We start from the raw sequence: 15,681 nt of genomic DNA on the forward strand, positions 1-15,681 counted from the left end.
AAGTAAGTTGAAATTAGCAAGGGTGGAAAAAGGTTTAACTCAGGCACAACTTGCAAAACAAGTGAATGCTACAAGGCAAACAATCGGACTGATTGAAAAAGGGGAGTATAATCCCAGTCTGAATTTGTGTATTGCTATTGCTAAAGAGTTAAACAAAACATTAGATGATTTATTTTGGGAGGGTGATTAAATGATACGTTCATTTTTAAATGCTTTTTTACCAGAAGACGAGTACAAACGGACGAGAATACTTTATTTTATGGCTGAGACCACATTTTTAACAATAGTAATTTTACTAGTATTAGGGCTTTTAAAGTATTTTTTAAATATTAATATAGATACTCAATTTATATTATTGATAGGACCATTCCTTATGATGGGATATTCTTATTTCCGCTATATTTTCTCAGGAATAGAACATACGGAAGTATCGGATAAGCAGGATTATATTAAAAGAAGACGAAAGGTTGTTAAACGTTCTTTGTTAGTAGGCGTGATCTTTTTTATTATAATTCTAATAGTTAAAGGAATTCCGGGTAATTGGGAAGATAGATTAGACTTGATTGCATTGCCGATACTTTTCACGATTTTTTATTTTTTATTTGACTACATTTCACTGAAGCGTTCTTACAAAAAGAATAAGGATCTGACAGATGACTAACGGTAATTCATCAATCGGGAATAATTCACTAAGAGCATTTGAAGCGAAAACGTTGATTTGACTGCATTTTGATGGTACATAAAATGGATGAAATGAATATAATGAATAGGTTCTCCGCCAAGACTCCGCCAGAGGAAACGGAGAAAAGTGAGGGATATTGTGTAAAAGCAATATCTCTTTTTTATTTTCTAGATATTTGCAGGTCTCTGTTTATCAAGCCTTTTTTGCATATTCTTAATTAAGTTGGGATAAACATTTATAAATTTATCAGCACACCTAAGCGCCCTTTGAAGGACTTTCCTCCGCCAAAAGGTCGTTTTTTAGTTGTAGCTAAACTTTGGACTGGTGAAAAATGAAATACAACATTATTTATGCTGATCCACCGTGGCAATATCGACAAAGTAAACACTTGTGTCATTACAAAAAAAGGGAACACGAGCAATAGATTTTGAAATGAAAAATGGAATTATACGAAGAAATTATATCCTTAAAAAGAAGGTTGATTCAGATTGGTTATGTTATGGTACTTTTAATATTCAATCTTGAAAAAGGTTGAAGGCTCCTTTCATATATAACCCCGCCATAAACATCTAAAATGTTCATTTTTCAGGAATATTTTCCTGAATCTTTAACTTTTCATAATAAGCAACAACTAGGGAAGGTGAAAGCTCGTATTTTTTGGAGGAAAGTTAAGTTAGGTAAGGCACAATAAATTTTTATTCTTAGAAATCTGACTTTGATATAGTTTAAAAATAAAAAGTAAAAAAGTGCAACGATTGCATGTTGGATTTCGAATATAAGAGTAATGAAGTCGAAAGGAGTAGAAAAGTGTTAACTGATAAGCGTTTAATCCGTTACATATTAAAAAAAGGGTCGAATCAAGCTGCGGATGAATTGATTCGGCGTTATTACGATGACCTGTATTTTTATCTTTATCGTCAAGTGGGTAATGGAAATGACGCTCTTGATTTAACACAGGAAGTTTTTATCGCTGCTCTAAAAGGGCTTAGCTCTTATGATGATCGCAAATCTTCATTTCGGACGTGGCTCTTTCGTATTGGAACCTATAAAGTCATTGACACACGACGTAAGGTGAAAATGACTTGGTTAGAATTGAAAGATGTAGAGTGGATAGAGGAAAAGGATTTTGATCAAAGTTTGTGTCAGAAGGAACTGTTAGAGGCGATTAATCAGTATGTTGCAAGTTTTCGCCCGGAAATTCAGGAAATTTTCCGGTTACGAGTTTATGGGGAGTTATCATTCCCAGAGATCGCTTCATTGCTTGATCAAAAAGAAGAACGAATCAAAGCTCAGTATTATCGGTTGATTAAAAAAATTAGAGAGGAGTTTCGTGACTATGAATAGAGAAAGTAAACATATCCCTTTCACACAAGATGAAAAAGAAAATAGCATTGCTTTTATTTTAAAAGAAGCCAATCTTCAACCTGTAACGTTTAGAAGATTTCTTCGTTCTTATTTTCAAGAAGTTGGTTTCCGTTATCTTTTTTGGGGAATGGGAGATATTTTATTTATTGTTGGTCTTTTGTTGTTCGGAGCATGGATACTGTATTTTCCTGATTTACATTATTCACTTGAGAAAGGCCATAGTGATAGAATTTATTTTGCTGTCTTTATGGCTTCGCCTCTTTGCTATGCACTTTTGTATTTTCTTGGGATTTGGAAAGAAAAACTATTAGGAACCTTCGAACTAAAGATGACACTACGAGTTTCTTTAAAGGAACTACTCATCTTACGTATGTTGGCGTTTAGCGGAATTTCTTTGATTGTTTCTGTAGGTACTAATGTCCTTATTTGGCAATTACTCGGTCAAGAACTTTCGTTGATAAGATTGTTTAGTTTGTCATTTACTTCTTTGTTTTTATTTGCGAATATTCAACTCCTTTTAGAATTTAAAATACCGTTGCGTTGCAGTTATTGGGTGACGCCAATGATATGGGGTACTGTGGGAGCTTTCTTTATTTGGAAACAAGAAGGGATTACTCAGCTTCTGTTGTATCTCCCGCATTTAATTGTCGCAGGGATAGTTTTTGGATTACTCCTTTTGTTTATCTATTTATTGCGTCACAACTATTTTATGAAAAAGGAAGGAACGATTACCTATGCTAATGCTTAACCACGTCAGTAAGAAATTTCAGTCCAATCTCGTTTTGGAAGATATTTCTTTAACTTTTGAAAATGGTGTTTACGGATTACTGTCTCCAAATGGCGCAGGAAAAACGACATTATTAAAAATGATTACAACACTTTTATTCCCTACTTCTGGTGAAATATTATGGAATGGACAATCAATTAAAGAGCTGGGAGCGGATTATCGTGGAATATTAGGTTATTTGCCGCAAGACTTTGGTTATTATGGCAATTACACTCCTGTAAGGTTTTTAAAATATATTGCAGCATTACAAAAAATGGATAAGAAAGAAGCAAAAAAAATGATTGATGAGCTTTTAGAGCTTGTTGCACTTTCTGAGGTAAAAAACAAGAAAATGAAACGTTTTTCAGGAGGGATGATCCAACGGGTAGGCATTGCTCAAGCGATGTTAAATAATCCGAAGTTACTAATTTTAGACGAGCCAACAGCAGGCCTAGACCCAAAAGAACGTGTTCGTTTTCGTAATTTGATTCATCGTCTTGCTCAAGACAGGATTGTCATTTTATCTACACACATTGTTTCGGATGTGGAGACGATTGCCAAACAAATCATTATGATTAAAAACCATCAATTGCACTGTTGCGAAACGCCCTCTCAAATTACGCGATCAGTGCAAGGGAAAATTTTTGAAGTTCCTGCTACTTATCAATTAACTCAAGAGCAATTGCTATTAAGTGAAACAGAAAGCGATGAAGGTCATTTACTTAGAATTGCCAGTCCATTTATCCCAAAGGAAGGGTTGGAAGTACGCCCAAGCTTGGAAGACGCATTTCTGTATATTTATCGAGATGGGGTGGCTGCAAATGCTTCGGATCATCCCCTTTGAAGTTCGTAAACTATTGGAACAGCCAATGATTCTCCTGTTTTTTATCGCCAGTTTATTGTTAAATACAATCTATATTGCAACAGCAGGACTGGATCAATCTTATTTAGATTATGTTCAGGAAACTAAAGAAAAATCAGGGTCGTTCATTACATCTGAATTTCGGGAAAAGCTTTCCAATCAATCCGCAAGTAGGCAACAACAGCGATTACTGACAGAAACTGCTGAACTGGAGGATATTTTTCAAGGTTATTCAACAGAAGCATTAGGGCAGGAAATCATCAACTTTTATCAAATACAAGGCTCGGTCACCGAAAAAATGAAGCGAAAATATGAAAAATTAACTCCCATTGTCCATGAATTAGCAGAAGAACAAGCTGCATTGGAAATGGGCGCGGCAGGAGAAACAATGAGCGTTTTTACCTTTATTAGAAATCGATTATTTCATGCAATCTTGGGTGAAAGTTTAATTTTTGCTTTATTGCTTGGGTTATATGGAAGTACTTCTGAGAGATTAACCAAAACAGATGTCCTAGTGATGACTTCAAAAACAGGACGTAAAACACAAGTGAGCAAATATGCAGCGAGCTTCATTCTCACCTTTCTTTTTTATGGAGCGATGGTCCTGTTGACTTTTGGTATTTTTAATTATATACACCCTATTGGAACTTTGTGGCAAACAAGTATGTCGACACAATTTCATGTCAATATTTATTTTCCACAATTGCTGGAAATTCCCTTTATCCCTTGGCAACCAATGACATTGTTAAACTACACTATTTTATCTATTGTACTAGGCGGCTTATTAGTCATCTTCTGTCACGGATTTAATTTTCTTGTCGGCTTATGGACAGATCAATTATTTCGAGGATTTATTGTATTCATTGTAATTTATGTTGTCTTTCTTGGGCTGGAACAAATCATTAATCAAATGGGTTGGTGGAATTTGCATTCTCTATTGATGTGGCATCCAATTTCCTTGTGGAAAGTACAAGGCTATTGGTTTACGGAAATGGGACCTTATGCAACAATTCCGTGGCAAGAATCAATTGCAATGGTCATCAACATATTTCTCTTAGGTATTGGCGGTATTTTAACAAGTAAATTCTATGCCACGAAGGAGGTAAAATAAAGTGTTTACTGTGGAGTTTAAAAAATTATTTCAACCGATTTTACTTCTTGTCGCACTCTTGATAACGATTGTGTTCTTCAATCAAGAGTTGACTTTTATCCATAAATTGTGGCCGAATGGCGGTTTAATTCCTATTTATGAGCATGCTTCTGATTGGCAAAATCGATTTGGACAAACGCTTGAAGATGAAGAAATAGCAGAAATCGAAGCGGAGTATGTTACCTTGGTCAAACAAGCGGACAAGATTGTCTCGGAAAACCCTATCGCAAAAAAACTTCAACTTGGAAATTATGCTGAGTTTGAATCATGGTATCAAGAAAATGCTCCCCTTGGGGCAATTAACGAGATGAATGAAGAAGAGATAGAAATCGTAAAACAAAAAGAAGCGATTGAGCAAGATTTAACAGATAATACAGGTCATTCAATGGCGGATCAAATCGATGTCTTACAAAAATTATATCACTCTATGAAACAATTTGATTCATCAGATGTGTTTCTCAATGATGAACATTATACGGAAAAAGAAAGAGAAAGGCTTTCAGAAACATTGTTTATGGAAGAAGGTTGGCGGAATATTTTGCCCAGTTATTTAACTTCAACAGTTGCTAGTTATTTTGAAAATATTCTTATCTTGTTTATTTTTCTATTGTCTTTATTGATTCCTTCTGTTTTTGTTAGAGATCGCTTGTTAGGGTTACAAAAAATTCAATGGAGCAGTCGTCATGGGCGAAACATTCTTTGGACACAATTTATTATTGGTATGACTGCTACTTTTCTGTTGATTACTTGTGTCGTAGGATTTTTTGGAAGTTTGTTGTATTTTACTGATTTTACACAATATTTCTCGAATGGGCTGAATTCATTTTTTATCGATAATGAAGAACCTTTATTACTCTCTTTTTATCAATGGACATTTGCCGAGTGGATAGTGAACGTTGTATTGTTAGTTTATTTGATTGGGATGGCTTATAGTGGAATTCTCATATTCCTCTCTCAGACCAGTCAACATTATTTGTCATTATTAATGAAAATCATTCCAGTTGGCTTTGTTTTTATTTTCATTGCTAATCGAGTACTTAAAGATGCATTTTATCTCAAAAATGATTTGTATCAATGGATAAAAATTCCAATGATTGAATTATATGCGAGCATCCTATTATTGGTTATCAGTATCAGTTTACCGATCATCTTTTGTATTCGTCAACAAAATAAAGATTTATTGGATTGATTTACCATCATGGATTTAAAAAGAAACTTATTTAGAAGAGGATTGGATATCTAATGTTTAAGATGTCAACTATTCCAAAAAAATTGACACTTTCAAATCGATCAAAACACTTATACACCAACGTTTCTACGTATGATTTACTGTTTCCTAATATTTTTTCTCTTCCTGTTTGAAACAGGGGAAAGCGCTGTTTTTCTAAAAAACAGAATTACGAAAGGGGGATTAAGTTCGGCCATTTTTAAGAACACGGTGGTAGGAAGGAGGTTATCGTGTGCAAACACATAATTTTTAACAAAATGAGTCAATTTTTATGCCTAGCTGGCTTATGTTCAGTTAGGATTTTTTGTGTATTTCACAATTTTTTCAAGCAAATCACTCTTATTTTTTGCATTTCATAAAAATTCTTGTTGAAGGTTATGAAAGGGGAAATCATCACCCTCCTTTGCAGTTGCGAAGGGAGAAGAAATGCATGACAGACCCAGATCGCCGTGCAATATAAACACAAAATCAGATACGTTCTGCTGATGGTGAGCTACCTGATTCTTGTGCCATGACTTCTCATAGAAACGAGCGAAAACCAATGAATCTAACGTAATCGTGGTGAATTATTGGTGATGCCTCATCAGTTTGGATAATGATACTCCCCTACCGTCATGGTTCCAGCGTTTGAAGCGTCGCAGGCTATGAGTAGGGCTGGAACCAATACTTGCAGGGGTGAAATTCCCGTGGGGCTGTACCAACAGCCGTCTGATTTTTTAAATAGTCGATTTATCTATGTATATACTTTTGTATACAAAACATCTTTATATACAGATGCAGGTGAAACGCAATGATTGATACATCTTTTTAAAAATACAAATTGATGATGCATTGGGACAGTACATTCTTAAACAGATTGACGAAAAGATGAAGGAAATCGGAACCGATAAGTTATTTTATAGTCTTGATGATTCTATTCGATTGGGAAAGTAATATTACACTGGGTTCCTAATTGAAGTTTACTATTTATCTCAACTTCTCCGCCATGAGCTATTATGATTTGCCTTGCAATTGCCATTCCTAGTCCTGTTCCGGAATTATTGGAAGTTGCATTCGTCCCCCGGAAGTATCGATCGAATAAATGTTCAATCGTTTCTTGATCCATACCGACCCCATCATCTTCAATTAAAACACGAATTTGTCTTGGATGAGACAGGTTTTCATGAAGTATGATCTTAATTTTAGTATTAGGCGGATTATGTTTGATACTATTCGCGATTAAGTTTTCAAATGCTCGCTTTAAGTATTTCGTATCCATATTAAAAAGTATTTGTTCCTTATTCGTTTCAAATGAAAACACCTTATTTTTTGATTCAGGCATTTTTCTCAATTGTTCCAAAGTACCTTTGAGAACATTTACAAGGTCTTTTTGTTCAAGTTGTATCGGAATAGTATCATTTTTCAATTGAAAAGTTAAATTGAAGTCTTCGATTAGTTGCTCCATATACTCCACACGTTCCTCCATGATTTTGGAAAAGTGACGTACTTTATCTTGTTCCCAGTCATGTTCATGTGAAGAAAGGAGTACAGTATACCCTTTGATAACAGACAAAGGCGTCTTTAGATCATGTGAGACTCCCGTCATCCATTCTTCCCTTGTCTTTTCTAATAACTCTCGTTCTTCTTTGTTTCTCTGAAGAGTTGATGTAAGCCTAGAAAGAGCCTGCGTCAATTCTTGATACGTTTTATATTCAGCTTTATTTCGCCAGCGTTGCTTTGAATTAAACTTTCGATTATTAAAAGGTTCTTCATATTTACCTATAGATAGATTTTCAATCCAAGATACAATATAGAGTAAAGGAGCACCTAATTGTCTTCCAAAAAATAAGGCAATTAATATTCCAATAATAATGATGATGGAAAGAACCCATAAATTATTCACCCAATATTGAAAGGGATTATTACTTGTCATCGGTTTCCCCAAAACCCATGTTAGATCCTGATTATCTTTGGTTTCATACCATGTAGATAACTGAAAACCCTTTTTGGCAGGATATAAGTAGTCAGACACTAGTTCTCCAGGGGCATAATGATCTGGCATGCTTTTTGGTTTGTTAATGGAAAAGACTTCATTACCCTGCTCATCCAAGATTTGTACCCACATGTTGTTTTTTATCAAATCTTCTTTTGTCTTCGAGCCTATTGTAGGCTTTTGATCAACCATATCCGTATGTTCAACGATTTTGCTAATCGATAATTGTGGATTTTCTTCTTTGTTATGACCGAGAAAAAAGCTAATCAAAATAACACTAAGAACAATGAGTAAGCCCCAAATAAGCATTAACCAGAAAAGTCGTGATACGAAGTAATAGGCGACACGGTTTTTTAATTTCACAACAATTCCTCATTTACGTCTGTTTCAAATATATATCCTAATCCTCGGACTGTTTTAATCCATTTAGGTCTGCTTGGATCTTCTTCTATTTTTTCACGTAAACGCCGTACATGTACCATCACCGTACTGTCCCCACCATACAATTCTCCCCATACATCTTTATAAATTTGATGCTTACTTAAAATTTGGTTAGGGTGTTCGCAAAAATAGAGTAAAAGTTTCATCTCCTGGGTAGGGCACTCTATTCGTGCACCATTAACAATGAGTCTTCCAGTATTGGGATCTATATTAAAAACGCCATAATCGTAAACTTGCTTCCGTGTATGTTGGGATGGAATTTGAATAGAACGTCGTAATTGAGCCTTCACACGAGCTACTACTTCTAATGGATTAAAAGGTTTTGTAATATAGTCATCTCCTCCAAAGCTAAAACCCTGCAACTTATCTAAATCTGTTGTTTTTGCTGTAAGAAACAATATAGGCACATCTGTCTCCGAACGAATTTTGCCACATAGGGTAAAGCCGTCTATATCAGGCAACATAACATCTAACAATATAATGTGGGGATGATTTTGTGTTGTCATTAAAAGTGCTTCTGCTCCAGTAGCGGCTGTTAAGACATTTTGAAAGCCTTCCTTTTCAAATATTGTGATTAATAAATCTAAAATATGCCGATCATCATCAATGATAAGAATTTTATGATCCTCAAGTTTTAAAGTCACACTTTATCTCCCTTCCTATCTTCATTATTACATTAAACATAAATAAAAAAGCCCATTTAGTAAAGAATTTATATCCCGTTTAGGTTACTGAAAAGTGTAATTACTCCATAACCCAAGCTACTCTAAGTATGTAATTGAGATGGAGAAATATTCGGAATTGGATTGTTAAGCAAATGTTTAGGGAAAGTTTCATTCATGTTTAATTTATTTCGTTTACGATAGAAATGAGGTGAGAAACAGATGAATGATCAAATATTAATGACAAATGATCTAACAAAAAAGTACAAAAAACACATATCTGTAGATGGACTAAATTTACGGATTGAACGTGGACAAATTTACGGATTCCTTGGGCCAAATGGGGCTGGAAAAACGACGACGATTCGCATGTTACTAGGCTTGATAAAACCCACAAAAGGTAATATTGAAATTTTTGGGCAAAGCCTGAAAAAAAATCGTCTGCAAATTTTACAACAGATTGGATCGTTGGTGGAGTCCCCAACATACTATGGAAATTTAACTGGCCGTGAAAATTTAGAGGCGGTTCGAAGGTTACGAGATCTTCCAGAAAAACGTGTGAATGAAGTATTGGAAATAGTTAGATTAACCAAAGTTGCGAACCGGCTAACAAAAGAATATTCTCTTGGAATGAAGCAACGCCTGGGGATTGCCGCTGCAATGCTTAGTAATCCAGATTTATTAATACTTGATGAGCCAACTAATGGTTTAGATCCATCTGGTATCCAAGAGATTAGGGAGTTGATTAAAAAATTGCCTGAAGCAGGAATGAGTGTTCTTGTATCCAGCCACTTGTTAAGTGAAATAGATCAAATGGCTACACAGGTAGGGATCATTAATAATGGAAAAATGATTTTCCAAGATTCGATTGAACGCTTAAGGCAAAAACAGAAACCACTATTAAAAGTCGGCGTTAGTGATGTCATGAAAGCAAATGCAATATTAAAAGAGCAAGGAGTAAAGGCTGATTTACAAAACGATTTCTTGTGGTTAGCCCAAACGGAACCTGCGTTTGTTTCAGATATTAACGCTACTTTGGTTCATTCAGATGTATCTGTCTACCGACTGGAAGAAGTGAAAAGAACACTTGAAGATATCTTCTTAGAATTAACGGGTACAGAGGGTAGCTTATGAGAAAGATATTGTGGGCAGAACAATTAAAATTAAAACGTTCATCGTTATTGATTATTGTATTATTGGTTCCATTACTTATCTTGGCATATGAGTTGGTGAATTTCACCTATCGTGCTGGGTTTGTGGAAAAACAGGCGGAGATGTTCGGTGCTGATTCCATGTGGATATTTTTATTGTATGACAATAGCTTGTTATTTGGACTAGGTTTCCCATTAGCCGTTACACTTACTGCATCAGTGATAGCGAATATTGAACATCAGGCAAATGGATGGAAACAAACCCTTTCAATGCCTATTTCAAGAGGAAAAATCTATTTAAGTAAATTTATTTGGTTAATGATTAGTCTATTCTTTTCTGTTACTATTTTTCTGATTGGAATGGTTTTTCTAGGGAAGGTACTCGGATTTGAAGGGAATATTCCATGGGGCTTATTGATAGGCGACAGTTACGGCATGTTGATTACCGTATTACCAATTATGGCGTTTCAATTTTGGTTATCCATGACCATTAAAAATCAGGCTTTCTCAATTCTTATTGGAGCAATTTCTGCTATTATGGGTTTATTTTTAGCAGCTGCTCAAACGACAAGATGGTTACCCTTAGCCTATCCAAGTCAAGTCTCAACGATTATATTGCAATATGAAGGATTAGGGTATAATCAAGATTTTTCTGCCTTCCTCGTCATCAATTTGTTATTAGGTATCATCCTAATGTTTATCGGAACTATACATTTTGCTAAACAGAATGTGCAGTAAGGAGGGATTATGTTGAAAAATATATTATATGTTGAACGATTAAAGTTAAAACGCTCCAAGTTGTGGTTACTTTATTTGCTAGGTCCGTTATTAGGTGTGTGCCTGGCTTATATCAATTTCTTTAAAAACTATGACCTTTTTATGCAGCCTGGGGATAATGAATGGATAGAGGCGTGGACACAAGTAGCATTGTTTATGGGTCCTTTTGTATTGCCAATTCTAGTGGGGATATTCACGGCTCTTGTTTGCAGAAGTGAACATGTCGGCGGAGGATGGAAACAACTATTAGCCTTACCAATCAAATATTCGGATATCTTCTTAGGGAAGTCTTTAACGGTAGTAATAATGGTAGTTATTTCAATGGTTATCCTATTAATCTTTTTTATAGGATTTGGTTATGTAAAAGGAATAGAAGGCAGTCTTCCGATATTTACAATATTCGGATTCGTGATTAGAGGGATTTTTGCGTGTTTACCATTGATTCTTCTACAACTAACGATATCCATAAGGGCTAAAACCTTTGGTATACCATTGGCTGTTAGTATTGTTTTTACTCTCCCAGCTATTATAGTTGCCAGCACACCTTTAGGGCAGATTTATCCTTGGACGCAACCTATGCTAGCTATGTCACCTGAAGATGAATCACCTATTCAGTCTTACTTGTTATTTTATACGCTAGTTATTGGAACCTTCGTAGTTTTACTAATATATGGTTTACGGAATTTTACTAAGCGGGATACTTTTTAATTACATTTAGCGGGCTCGAATGAGTTATTTCAGTCGATAGAATTCGGAAAATGACTAAAGAACTTTAAAAAGCTGGTTGAGGAACAATCTCTTGATAAAATCTTTGCGTAAAGATAGCTGAAACTGTCGGTGTTGATGAGAAAACCATTAGAAATATTTTAGGGTAATCGGATTATCTTATAAAATTTATAAGCACATTAGGTTTTTGACTGAGGTCTAAACAGAAAAATTTTAAAATCTTAAAAATGGGATCTGATTTTTTGAGCATACTGCATATTTCTTCACTCACTAATACAACCTAAAACCGTTGTTTGTTTAGAGTGCAAAAACAATACAGACAGCTAATATATCAAACGGCGGTTTTGAAAATAAGAAAATTCAAAGCCGCCGTTTTCCCTTTTTAAAAATAGGATTTCGGAGGGTGTATTAAGTGCGCCCTTTTTTAGGACACGGCGGTATGAAGGAGGTTATCACCGTGTTTATTTATGCAGACATTGATTGGTTATTACAATTCATATCAAGAAGCATTTTAAAGTGCTACCGAGTCATTATGCCCATAAAGTGGGAAGTAAAACTGTTCCAACACCCAATAAAAGAGTACTATCAGAAAAAGATATAAAAATATCTATAACTAAATATTTTTTCATTTTTTAGTTGGGGTATTAACTTTTTACAGCATGGATGTAGTGAATTGTTTCGAATGCAGACAAATAGTCCGTACGGTCATGAAAGAAATTTTCGTTAATCGCAACAGGTGATAAATGTTCATCAATGACTAAACCTAAGTCTTTTAATAATTCTTTTATTTCATAATAGGTAAAACATGATTTCATAGACTCTCCACTAGCTGAAGCCAATTGAACCATATTTTGAACGCGATTAGACAATCCTTTTTCTTTAAAAAGATTCTCATCTGCATAATCAAAAACGATAGAGCTTCCCGATGGAACCTTGGTAAATAACTTATTAAGTAAGTTGGTTGTTTCCTTTTTTGTTAAATAATAAGAAACACCTAAAAGACTAAATAAAGTATTTTTATCCGTCTCAAAACCTTCTTCGATAAGATGTTGAACAGTAAAGTCTTTAGTGAAATCGGCTGAAACAAAATGAAGATTGTCTGGAATTTGATAATTAGCCTCTGTTAATCTGATCTTTTTAAAATCTTGTGTGGCTGGGTGATCGACTTCAAATATTTCTAAACTATCGTTTAAATTGGGATGTCGGAAACAAAAGGTATCTAAGCCAGCTCCTAAAATGACATACTGTTTAACACCTTGCGACATCTCATGCAATAATACATTTTCACAATAGGCAGCACGTGCTAAAGGGGTTGGAGAAAGTTGGACTTGTGTAATCCATTTTAATATTTCTTCTGGATCATTTTGAAACTCATTTGCAATTTGACTATTAAAGAATTGAATTCCATTTGCTGTGATAAGCTCGCCCAAAAGCTGAGATTAAGGAAGTTAAGCTTGATTCATTTTTTTTCATACAATAATCCTCCTAAAAACAAAAATAAGATTCCCCTGGCCAGGAGAATCTTATTATATACACAAATGTTTTAACTGTAAATTATAGCATAAGTGAATTTTTTGTCAAATAAAACGACTTCATTTTAATGAAAAAGATTTCTTTCATAACGTGGGCAATCATATAATAATTGTTTTACAATCCTCTATCTATTCGCAATTAGATTGCTTTCCTTATTACCTCTTTCGAAGCCACGCTTTTATATTATGTTAACGATATGAAATACGATTTATCATACATCAGTTAGGTATGAATTTATAAGTTTAGGTGAATGTATGACAAAGGATACAAATATTCTGATTTGTGTTTTGAATATTCAGTTTTTTGTATGGAGAATCAAACGTTGACAAAAGAGGAAGAGAAGAGTAAAATATACTCTTGAATCTTAATTTTTACGCATGTAATTATATCGTAACATTTTTCCGTTTGAAAGTCAATAGTTTTTTAAAAATATTTCTAAGGAGGAAATGTGTATATGTTTTTACCCAAAATGCTTCACACTCTAAATTCTTCGATGTTGGAAAAACATACCGATGAAATAGAAGAGATAAACCAAAAAGCAAAAGAATTTGGGCTCATATTAACTCGTAATGAAATAAAAAACATCATAGTTGCTAGAAATCAAGTCCTCCAAAGCTATGGTCGAGTGGAACTAAGTGTTGACGTAATCAAAGAATTAGCGGGGGTCTTCTGTGCTTCCCCTTACGTTGATGATCAGAATTATGTATCCACCCTATATGAACTGCAAGAAATATTTTATTACTTAAAAAATGAGACGGAAGATAAGATTGGGGACATTCCATTGATTTGTATCATGAAGGATTACTTTGATAATGTTTGCAATGGTTCTTTGGAACTTTTAAAGAGTAAGCTTGAAGAATTTGCGGAACAATTTAGAAGTGATCTCTCATTTAGGAACTCTTTTCTTGAAAAGGAGGAACAATAATGGAATCAAAAAAACGATCCAACGATTGCTCCTTAGTAACACAAGGAAAAATAAATCAAGCTCGTTTATTACAAAACCAGTATACACTTTCCATTTTAAATGAAGGATTACGAGTAGGTTTACTAAATAGTGAAGAAGTACAGGGTACACAAAGACAATTGATGTCTATATTAGAAAGTTTGATTAGACGGTATACCCAGGGAGAAAGCTCTTCTGTCACGTCTGAAACAGCTGTCAGTATACTCACTTCTATTTTATATGCTGTAGACGCTTATCTGTATCATTTAGATGATCCAGATAAGGCAATTGACGTATTAAAAAAAGGCAATATAGCAAGTGCATACGAGCAAGGTGTGGATTTGATTCGCCATTGTTTGGAGGAAACAAAACAACTATATAAAGAGCTCAATAATAATAAACTGGATATTGCGGTAGAAGCTTATAATATAACCATCGATGAGTCCATCCCTGTGTTTTTAAAGAAATATGGCATTATTTTTGATGCACATAATACAATGGCCAGTATTGATTATCCATTAGCGATTGACGATATGAGCATTCAAGGTGTTTATTACCTTAGACAATATTTGACGCATTTAAAAATGGAGACCCAGTTTTGTCTTTTGTTTGATAAAGATGATCTTCAACATCTTTTGGTTAACTATGGGAGAATATGCGGTTTCGATTATCGAATAGAACTATTCAATATATTTGAATTAGTATTCAATAATGCAGTTTTTTCCACGTTATCAGGAGGACATGCTAATCAAATAAAAATCTCAATCAATCAATATGAACAGTTAAATGATTTGTTTCATAAGTTAAATGATAGTCAGATTCAATCCATTATTTTAAAAGCTGTGGATCGTTTACAAGAACATTTCAATATTATTGATCTTCAAATGAATGATTACTTGAACCAATGTGGAATGAACCTTGTGCAGAGGATTAAAAATGTTATAAAACATAACCGCCTTGAGACCGTGGTCATCGTAGAGAAGGAATTGACTTCTAAATCTATTGTAACAGCATTCAAAGCCTCCGATAGAATGAGTGATAATCGTTTTCGATCATTAGTTGAAAAAATCACAAATTACGAAAAGACAGTGGATAAAGTGAACCTGATTCGAAATAATTTTCATTCACTTCCTGATTATATCGATATGCTGAATAGCGACTGTTTATTGGCGGATGAGTATAAACAACTTTTTAAGACGTTTGGCGAAGTAGAGCTGGCCATTTTGGTGAAGATTGTATTCTATGAAGAATTACGGGACAATGCCACAGATTTATCTTCTCTTTATGTCGAGGAAAAGATGTATGAAAACGAATGGCAAAATCATTTTATTGAATTCATTCAAAGCATTGATATTAATAAAAAAAACGCCATTGAGGGGTGCGTTAATGATATTGATTATGAAGAAATTAGTTTTTACTAACT

The 15,681-nt window shown here is 34.4% G+C and carries 14 protein-coding genes and 1 pseudogene; 12 read left to right on the top strand and 3 right to left on the bottom strand.

What is annotated here, in order from left to right:
- The 7 genes from SPD53_RS13480 to SPD53_RS13510 all read left to right on the top strand — a co-directional run.
- Positions 1-190, top strand: a 190-nt coding sequence (locus SPD53_RS13480; RefSeq protein WP_336252870.1) for a helix-turn-helix transcriptional regulator, incomplete at its 5' end; no start/stop codon positions are given.
- Complete coding sequence (locus SPD53_RS13485; RefSeq protein WP_336252871.1) at positions 191-661, top strand: hypothetical protein; 471 nt, start codon at positions 191-193, stop codon at positions 659-661.
- Positions 662-1,441: 780 nt separating this feature from the next.
- Positions 1,442-2,026 carry an RNA polymerase sigma factor gene (locus tag SPD53_RS13490; RefSeq protein ID WP_336252872.1) on the top strand — a complete coding sequence of 195 codons (585 nt, stop codon included), beginning with the start codon at positions 1,442-1,444 and terminating at the stop codon, positions 2,024-2,026.
- The gene (locus tag SPD53_RS13495) at positions 2,019-2,795 is read left to right on the top strand and encodes a hypothetical protein (RefSeq protein WP_336252873.1); all 777 of its coding nucleotides are present in this window, start codon (positions 2,019-2,021) and stop codon (positions 2,793-2,795) included. The genes SPD53_RS13490 and SPD53_RS13495 overlap by 8 nt, the downstream gene beginning before the upstream one ends.
- Before the next feature lie 34 nt (positions 2,796-2,829).
- Positions 2,830-3,657 carry an ABC transporter ATP-binding protein gene (locus SPD53_RS13500; protein WP_336252874.1) on the top strand — a complete coding sequence of 276 codons (828 nt, stop codon included), beginning with the start codon at positions 2,830-2,832 and terminating at the stop codon, positions 3,655-3,657.
- On the top strand, positions 3,635-4,786 hold the full coding sequence (locus tag SPD53_RS13505) for a hypothetical protein (protein WP_336252875.1): 1,152 nt from the start codon (positions 3,635-3,637) through the stop codon (positions 4,784-4,786). Before SPD53_RS13500 ends, SPD53_RS13505 begins: the two co-directional genes overlap by 23 nt.
- 1 nt (position 4,787) lies before the next feature.
- Complete coding sequence (locus tag SPD53_RS13510; protein ID WP_336252876.1) at positions 4,788-6,014, top strand: hypothetical protein; 1,227 nt, start codon at positions 4,788-4,790, stop codon at positions 6,012-6,014.
- 952 nt (positions 6,015-6,966) lie between these two features.
- On the opposite strand, the gene SPD53_RS13515 is transcribed toward SPD53_RS13510, so the two are convergent.
- Positions 6,967-8,388: a sensor histidine kinase gene (locus tag SPD53_RS13515; protein ID WP_336252877.1), complete on the bottom strand. Its 1,422-nt coding sequence runs from the start codon at positions 8,386-8,388 to the stop codon at positions 6,967-6,969.
- The gene (locus SPD53_RS13520; RefSeq protein WP_336252878.1) at positions 8,385-9,110 is read right to left on the bottom strand and encodes a response regulator transcription factor; all 726 of its coding nucleotides are present in this window, start codon (positions 9,108-9,110) and stop codon (positions 8,385-8,387) included. Before SPD53_RS13520 ends, SPD53_RS13515 begins: the two co-directional genes overlap by 4 nt.
- 240 nt (positions 9,111-9,350) lie before the next feature.
- Between SPD53_RS13520 and SPD53_RS13525 the strand changes: the two genes are divergently transcribed.
- From SPD53_RS13525 to SPD53_RS13535, 3 genes are read left to right on the top strand one after another with little or no spacing between them, the layout of a single operon-like run.
- Complete coding sequence (locus SPD53_RS13525; RefSeq protein ID WP_336252879.1) at positions 9,351-10,262, top strand: ABC transporter ATP-binding protein; 912 nt, start codon at positions 9,351-9,353, stop codon at positions 10,260-10,262.
- Complete coding sequence (locus SPD53_RS13530) at positions 10,259-11,017, top strand: ABC transporter permease (protein ID WP_336252880.1); 759 nt, start codon at positions 10,259-10,261, stop codon at positions 11,015-11,017. Before SPD53_RS13525 ends, SPD53_RS13530 begins: the two co-directional genes overlap by 4 nt.
- 9 nt (positions 11,018-11,026) lie before the next feature.
- A complete protein-coding gene (locus SPD53_RS13535; protein WP_336252881.1) occupies positions 11,027-11,764 on the top strand; it encodes an ABC transporter permease in 738 nt (245 codons plus the stop codon).
- 662 nt (positions 11,765-12,426) lie between these two features.
- On the opposite strand, the pseudogene SPD53_RS13540 reads toward SPD53_RS13535, so the two are convergent.
- Positions 12,427-13,255: pseudogene (locus SPD53_RS13540) on the bottom strand (class I SAM-dependent methyltransferase).
- Positions 13,256-13,769: 514 nt separating this feature from the next.
- On the opposite strand from SPD53_RS13540, the gene SPD53_RS13545 reads away from it, so the two are divergent.
- Both SPD53_RS13545 and SPD53_RS13550 read left to right on the top strand, forming a co-directional pair.
- Positions 13,770-14,240 carry a DUF6323 family protein gene (locus tag SPD53_RS13545; RefSeq protein ID WP_336252882.1) on the top strand — a complete coding sequence of 157 codons (471 nt, stop codon included), beginning with the start codon at positions 13,770-13,772 and terminating at the stop codon, positions 14,238-14,240.
- Positions 14,240-15,679: a DUF6179 domain-containing protein gene (locus tag SPD53_RS13550; protein WP_336252883.1), complete on the top strand. Its 1,440-nt coding sequence runs from the start codon at positions 14,240-14,242 to the stop codon at positions 15,677-15,679. Before SPD53_RS13545 ends, SPD53_RS13550 begins: the two co-directional genes overlap by 1 nt.
- The last annotated feature ends 2 nt before the right edge of the window (positions 15,680-15,681 follow it).

Source organism: Oceanobacillus sp. MO10714A, from assembly GCF_037072045.1.
Classification (GTDB): Bacteria; Bacillota; Bacilli; order Bacillales; family Amphibacillaceae; genus Oceanobacillus; species Oceanobacillus indicireducens.